This window comes from Rhizobacter sp. P1_G5 (assembly GCF_056405435.1).
This window is the reverse complement of sequence record NZ_JBFUCB010000011.1, coordinates 24132-30701: the sequence shown is the minus strand read 5'-3', so window position 1 is coordinate 30701 and position 6570 is coordinate 24132. Positions and strand designations below refer to the sequence as shown.

Annotated in this window: 4 protein-coding genes; 1 reads left to right on the top strand and 3 read right to left on the bottom strand. The window is 65.6% G+C overall.

Annotated features, from left to right (window positions below; all coding sequences use genetic code 11):
* On the bottom strand, positions 1-1870 hold a 1870-nt coding region (locus AC1D12_RS01980; RefSeq protein WP_477838607.1), incomplete at its 3' end, for a glycoside hydrolase family 3 protein.
* A gap of 252 nt (positions 1871-2122) precedes the next feature.
* Here AC1D12_RS01980 and AC1D12_RS01975 point away from each other — a divergent pair.
* A complete protein-coding gene (locus AC1D12_RS01975) occupies positions 2123-2947 on the top strand; it encodes a DUF8757 domain-containing protein (RefSeq protein WP_477838605.1) in 825 nt (274 codons plus the stop codon).
* Here the strand turns inward: AC1D12_RS01975 and AC1D12_RS01970 are convergent.
* Together AC1D12_RS01970 and AC1D12_RS01965 are read right to left on the bottom strand one after the other, a co-directional pair.
* Positions 2904-3416, bottom strand: a complete 513-nt coding sequence (locus tag AC1D12_RS01970) for a DUF488 domain-containing protein (RefSeq protein ID WP_477824938.1) — start codon at positions 3414-3416, stop codon at positions 2904-2906. The genes AC1D12_RS01975 and AC1D12_RS01970 overlap by 44 nt on opposite strands.
* A 94-nt stretch (positions 3417-3510) precedes the next feature.
* The gene (locus AC1D12_RS01965; protein ID WP_477838610.1) at positions 3511-6561 is read right to left on the bottom strand and encodes an efflux RND transporter permease subunit; all 3051 of its coding nucleotides are present in this window, start codon (positions 6559-6561) and stop codon (positions 3511-3513) included.
* Positions 6562-6570 lie beyond the last annotated feature (9 nt).

The following is a 6570-nucleotide window of genomic DNA, read 5'->3' as shown; positions in this document are numbered from 1 at the left end:
GCGCAGTGCGGTAGATCACGTCGCTGACGCCCTTGCCCTCGGTGCCCGGCAGCCAGCCGGCGACGAAGGCATCGGACTTGTTGATCAGGTCGTTCGCGTACAGCGGCCGCCCCGCCAGCAGCAGCGTCACCACCGGCTTGCCCTTGCCCGACACCGCGTTCAGCGCCGCCAGGTCTTCCGGGTAGTTGGCCGCGTGCGCCAGCGTGCGGCTGCCCTTGAGGTCGYCGGCGCCTTCGGCATACGGCGTCTCGCCGATCACCGCGATCACCACGTCGTAGTTGGCCGGGTTCTTGTCGGTGCCGGTCGCGCTGTACTCGACGTTGGCGCTGCCGGCGGCCTCCTGGATGCCGGCCAGCACGGTGTCGCTGATGCCGGCGAAATCGGCATTGCTGTTGCCGGTGCCCTGCCAGGTCAGCGACCAGCCGCCCGACTGGTTCGAGATGCTGTTGGCGCTCTTGCCGACCACCAGCGTCCTGCGCCCGCGTGCCAACGGCAGCAGCTCGCCGTTGTTCTTGATCAGCACCAGCGATTTGCGCACCGCGTCGCGCGCCAGCGCACGGGCCGCCAGCTGGCCCTGGACACCGGCCCCGGCGGATTGCGACGGCTTGCGCCCGTTGAACAGCCCCGAGCGCATCTTGACGCGCAGGATGCGCGTCACCGCGTCGTTGATGCGCGCGATCGGGATTGCCCCCGAGCGCACCTGGGCCGAGGTGTTGCTGATGAAGGCCTGCCACTCGTCGGGCACCATCACCATGTCGATGCCGGCGTTGATCGCCTGCGCGCAGCTCGCGTTGCTGCAGCCGGGCACCTGGCCGATGCCGTTCCAGTCGGACACGACGAAGCCGTCGAAGCCGATCTTGGTCTTCAGGATGTCGGTCAGCATCTGCCTGCTGCCGTGCATCTTGCCGACGTTGATGCCGGCGGCCGCATTCGTCCAGCTGTTGAAGGACGCCATCACCGTCTGCGCCCCGGCGCCCAGCGCGCTGTAGTAGCCCTGGCCGTGGATGTTGATCATGTCGGCGGTGGACGCCGTCGTCACGCCCTGGTCGACACCCTGGTCGGTGCCGCCGTCGCCCATGAAGTGCTTGGCGGTCGCGACCACGTTGGTGTCGCTCGCGAAGCTGCCCTGCAGGCCGGTCACGTAGGCGCCGGCGTAGGCGCGCACGAGGGACGGATCCTCCGAGAAGCTCTCGTAGGTGCGGCCCCAGCGGTCGTCGCGCACGACCGCGAGGGTCGGCCCGAAGATCCAGTTGATGCCGGTGGCGCGCACCGCCTGGCCGACCGCCGCGCCGATCTGCTGCACCAGCGCCGGGTCATGCGCCGCGCCCAGCCCGATGTTGTGCGGGAACAGCGTGGCCTGGTAGACGTTGCTGTGGCCGTGGATCGCGTCGGTGCCCCAGATGATGGGGATCTTCGTGGCCATCGAAGTGGCCATCGACGCGTTGTAGTACTGGTCGGCCAGCGCCACCCAGGCGGCGGCGCTCGCGTGCTTGTCGCCGTTCGGCCACGAGCCGCCGCCGTTCAGCACCGAGCCGATGAAGAACTGCCGCACCTGGTCGGGCGTGATGCTCTTGATCTCGGGCTGCGTCATCTGCCCGACCTTCTGCTCGATCGTCATCGCCGCGACGATCTGCGCGATGCGCGACTCCATCGCCGGATCGCGCGCGATCGCGCTGGTGACGGCCGGCCAATCGGTGTAGGTGGGGGCGGGTGGGATGACGGCGGCGCTCTTCTCGGACCGGGTGCGGGTGGCGAGCGGGCTCGCTTCTTCAGCCGCGGCCGAGCCGCCTCCCCCGCAGGCGGCGGCCAGCAGCGCGCTCAGCACGCCCAGGGCCGCGGCACCGTGCCGGGCAAGGTGCTTGGAATTCATGGTGTCTCCTCGGAATCCTTGGAATGGCGGTCGGTCCGGCATCCGCTTTCTCGTCAAGGCGCGTCCAAGGGTGGACGGTCAAGTATGGAAGCGGTTCCACTGATTGTTGGGGATGCGATGGACCGTCTGCAGAGGGATAACCCGCTGGTCAACACTGTATCTTTGCAAAGGCCACGGAACTCTTCGCCATCTGCACGCAACTCAGGTTTTGATCAACACGCCGTGGTCCTGCGGCATCACAGGGAGTTTTGAATGGCAACAGACCACCAACGCATCCTGATCCTCTGCAAGACCTATCCGTCGCCCAGTGCGCGTTACGTCGAGACCTCTTGTGTGGCCGGCATGGCCGAGGACGRCAGACTGGTCCGCCTGTTCCCAGTTCCCTTCCGGCTGGTTGAGGATGATCAGCAGTTCAAGAAGTGGCAGTGGGTCCGCGCTCGGGTGCGACGCGCGCAGGACGATGCCCGGCCGGAGAGTCACCGCATCTCGGTCGACACGATCGAACTGGAAGGCGAGCCCTTGTCCACACGCGACTATTGGATTGCTCGGCGAGAGGCGATCAAGGGCGTGCCGGTTTTCAACTCTTTCGACGCGCTGGATGCGGCACGTGCGACCGATGGCGTGACGCTGGGTCTCGTGCGTCCGAGCCGGCTGCTGGGCCTGGACATCACACCCGTGGACAACGCGGAATGGACCGAGGATGAGAAGGCAAAGTTGCTGCAGGAGCAGCAGCAGGGCAACTTGTTCGATGCCAACGAAGATCAGCGCTCGTTGAAGACGCTGAAGAAGTTGCCGTACGACTTCCACTACCGCTACGAATGCCAGACTGAGGCTGGATCGGCCGAGTTCCGGCACAAACTCGTGGACTGGGAGGCCGGTGCCCTGTACTGGAACGTGCATCGTCGCGACGACTGGCAGGATGCGTTTCGCCAGAAGTTCCTGACGGAGTTCGGCGATCGAGACGTGCTCTTCCTGCTGGGCACCATCCACCGCTTTCCCAAGCAGTGGTTGATCGTCAGCGTGCTCTACGCACCTAGGCTGCCAGACGCGCTGGTGCGTCAGCAACCACTGTTCTAGCGGTCAGATGCTGCACGGCCAGAGCACCGTCCTGGCGAGCGGCGCGAGCCACGTAAGTGCGGTGGCAAAAGCCGAAATCGGCTTCGAAGCACACGAGGCAAGCGCTCTGAGCGAGCGCCGTTTGGGTCAGGTCAGCGATCTCGGCCTTCTGGGTGGCCAGGTACGCGAGGAACCCGCGGGTGTAGGCCTGCCAGTCGCCATCCACCTTGTAGCGATTCCGAACGGGCTTCGGGCAACCGAGCGCCGGACGGTGCTCGTAGGCGATGCCCTCCGCCGCCAACGCCTCACGGAAGGATGTCTTGGAGAAGCCCTTCTTGCGCGACAGCGGCAGCTCGCGCACATCCACGATCAGCTCGATGTGCGCCTCCTTGAGGCGCTCGATGAACGCGTCAATCGACAGACCCTCGTAGCCGAAGGTGAACAGAGCGCGTGCAGGACGGTGTGCGGATGAAGCCAAGGTGAGGATCAAGCGAGGAATGAGAGATGAAGTTTACTGAGCGATTCGAGCGATGGGAACCGCACCGTTCGGGTCTGCCGAGTTGACGATGTTCAACCGGCATGGGTCAGGACGTCGCTGCCGGTGGATTCTTGTGGCGCATCACCACGCTGCGGGTGCGCAGCCACGCGACGAGGTCATCCAGGCACGTGTAGACGACGGGGATCACGAACAAGCTGAGAACCGTCGAGGACATCAGTCCACCGATCACGACCACCGCCATCGGGGAACGGAAACTGGGATCGCCTCCCCAACCGAGGGCCACGGGCAGCATCCCGACACCCATGGCCAGGGTGGTCATGACCACCGGACGCGCGCGTTTGCGACAGGCATCCACAATGGCCCTGTCACGCGTCAGTCCACCCTGCAAACGGGCCATGACGGCATAGTCGACGATCAAAATGGAGTTCTTCGTCGAAATGCCCATCAGCATGATCAGGCCGATCATTGACGGCACCGACATCGTCGCCCCGGCGAGATGGAGCGCAACGAACGCGCCCGGGATCGAGAGGACAAGTGCCACCAGGATGGTCATGGGTTGCACGAAGTCCTTGAGAAGCAGGACCAGGACGACGTAGATGCACAGCACCCCCGTCACCATGGCGGTGCCGAAGCCCTGCGAGAGTTCGTCCATCGCCTCCGCTTCGCCGGATGCGCCTTGACTCACCCCGGGTGGAAGGTGCTGCAGGCTGGGCAGGGAGCGTGCCGCTTCTTCCATCTCACCGGTCGGCGTGCCATTCGATTCCACCGCGAGGTCGATGTTGCGGGCACGGTCATGGCGGGTGATCTGCGCGGGACCGCTGCCGGTCGCGAGTGATGCGACGCTTGCGAGTGGAACGTGTCCGCGTGCGCCAGGGACGGGCAGTTGCCGCAGCGTCTCGATGTCCTGGCGACCGGCGTTCGCCATCCTGACGACGATCGGTACCTGCCGCTTGCTGAGGTTGAGCTTGGCCAACTCCTGATCGAAATCACCGGATGTCGCGGTGCGCAGTGTGTCCGAGATGGCCGCGGAGGTCACACCCAGGTCCGCCGCCCGGGCGAAGTCGGTCCGGACAACGAGTTCGGGCTGGAGCAGTCCCGCGCTCGACGTGACGGCACCGACGCCAGGCAGCGTTCTGAGCTCTCGTTCAACGAGCGCGGCATGCTCGGTGAGCACGCGGCTGTCGGACCCTGTCAGCACGACGACGTAGCCCTCGTCCGAGYCACCCCGGTTGACCTGGACTCGGACCCCTGGCAGCAGCTCCAGTGCCTCGCGCAGCTGTCCTTCGATTCGCTGCCTGCTGAGGCCTGGCCTTTCGTCGCGATGGGACAGGGTGATGGTCATTACAGCCGTTTGCATGGCCACCGGCGCCGCACCCGATGCACCCGGACCCGTCTCGGTGATGCCACCACCGATCGCGGTGTAGACCGTCTTGACGTGCTCGTTCGTGCCGACCATGCGGCGTGCTGCTTCAGCGGCGGCGAGCGTGTCCGTCAACGTGCTTCCCGGCGGCAAGCTGAGTATGACCTGAGTCTGTGCCAMATCGTCCGATGGCAGGAACTCGCCCGGGATCCTTGTCGCCAGCAGCAGTCCGAGGGCGAAGAACGCGAACGCGGCTCCCAAGGTGACCCCCCGGTACCTCAGGCACGAAACCACCCACCGGGCATAGAGACCCATCCATCGGGTCTGTGGCGGTCGGGCGCCTTTCGGCGGGGTCAGAAGATTTGCGGCCATCATCGGCGTGAGCACACGAGCGACGACGAGCGAGAAGAAGACCGCAATGGCAGCGGTCCACCCGAACTGAACGAACAATCGCCCAGCGGCACCCTGCATGAACGCTGTCGGCAAGAAGACGGCAATGAGCGTGAAAGACGTCGCGATCACCGCCAGGCCGATCTCGTCCGCGGCCTCCACCGCGGCCGCACGGGGTGTCTTTCCCATGCGAAGGTGGCGTGTGATGTTCTCGATCTCGACGATGGCATCGTCTACCAGGAGGCCGACGATCAGCGAGAGCGACAGCAAGGTCACGATGTTGAGGCTGAAGCCCAACAGGTGCATGACCGCGAACGTCGGGATGACGGAGAGTGGCACGGCAAGGGCTGACACGGCGGTCGCGCGCCAGTCGCGCAGGAACAGCAGCACGACGATCACTGCGAGGACAGCGCCCTCGCAGAGGAGTTGCATCGATCCGTCGTAGTTCTCCTTGACGGGCTGGACGTAGTCGATCACCTCGCGCAACTCGATGCCGGGATTCGCCGTGCGAAGTTTCGCCAGGGCATCGCGTACGGCGGAAGCGACTTCCAGTTCTCCAGCGCCGCGGGCTCGCGTGACCTCGAACCCGACCACCGGATGTCCGTCCAGCAGTGCGGCTGAGCGCTGGTCCGCGACGGTGTCGAGCACCCGCGCGACCTGGTCGAGCCTGATGCGTCGGCCGTCGCTGAGCGCCAGGTCCATGCCCCCGATGTCATGTGCCGTCAGCGCTGTCGCGATGGTTCGAACCGACTGCTCGCGGCCTCCCAGGTTGGCCTGGCCCGCCGCCGACTCCTGCTGCACCGCCCGCAGCTGTCGCGAGATGTCGCCCGCACTGACCTTCAAGGCCATCAGCTTCGCAGGATCGAGCTCGACCCTGATCTCGCGGTTCACGCCGCCCACCCTGGACACCGCGCCGACACCCCGCACGGCAAGAAGCGTCTTGCCGACGGTGTCGTCCACGAACCATGAGAGGGCCTCTTCGTCCATCTGCGAGGAGGCGACCGTGTAGGTGAGGATCGGTGACGTCGCAAACTCGGCCTTCTTGACGGTGGGGTCGCGCAACCCCGCCGGCAGGTCCGCACGCACCCGCGCCACAGCGTCGCGGACATCGTCGACGGCTTCCTGCGCGGGCTTCTCGAGCTGGAACTCGACGGTGATGTTGACCGAGCCGTCGGTCAGCGTGGTCTTGATGTGCTTGAGCCCTTGCAATCCGGCGATTGCGTTCTCGATCTTGATCGCGACGTCGTTCTCGAGTTGCGAGGGCGATGCGCCCGGCAGCGACGCCGAGACCAGGACCTCCGGCACCTCGACGTCCGGGAAGTTCTGGGCCTTCATGGCGCGGAAGCCGACGATGCCGAGGAAGGTCAGCACGACGAACAGAAGCATGCCCGGGAT